Source organism: Pseudoalteromonas sp. S2721 (assembly GCF_005887425.1).
In the GTDB taxonomy this organism is placed as follows: domain Bacteria; phylum Pseudomonadota; class Gammaproteobacteria; order Enterobacterales; family Alteromonadaceae; genus Pseudoalteromonas; species Pseudoalteromonas simplex.
On record NZ_PNCZ01000047.1, the window covers coordinates 1 to 448 of the forward strand.

General features: G+C 36.6%; 1 protein-coding gene. It reads right to left on the reverse strand.

The genetic code is table 11. The features are described 5' to 3' along the window. Nucleotides 1-48: 48 nt before the first annotated feature. Entirely contained in the window at nucleotides 49-210 is a 162-nt protein-coding gene (locus tag CWC02_RS16875) for a helix-turn-helix domain-containing protein (RefSeq protein ID WP_171043858.1), read from the reverse strand. Nucleotides 211-448 lie beyond the last annotated feature (238 nt).

The window sequence follows — 448 nt, forward strand, 5'->3', positions numbered from 1 at the left end:
GAGAGTTATAATATCAGACAGTATTTCAAGTACCCGCAGTTCCCGCAATCATGGACGTCCTTGAATAGGCTTATTGTCTAAACCATCAAGCCCATACTCTAGGTAACTAGAAACCCATTTATTCACACTACTTCTTGCAGTGTTTAGACGTTTTGCAATATCGGTTCGGCTATTACCCTCATAAAATAAAGACACTGCGAGCAATCGCATGCGTTTTCGTGCGTTTGGTTCTTTTCGAGAAAGCGCTAAAAGCTGTTCAGATATGTTTGAATTCAATGTTATTAGCCGGTGATTTTATATAGCCTATATTAGATCAGATATTTAAGCGGAATGGTATAATACCAATCCGCAATAATACTTAGTCATTTTGAGGGATTAAACATGTCGCTACACGAGTTAAAAATATCTGATTTAGAACAACTAACTAACCAAATATAAGCCTTCTTAT

Excerpts from the sequence above, each read along its gene's own strand:
- CWC02_RS16875 (WP_171043858.1), bottom strand. The coding sequence starts at position 210 with ATGCGATTGCTCGCAGTGTCTTTATTTTATGAGGGTAATAGCCGAACC.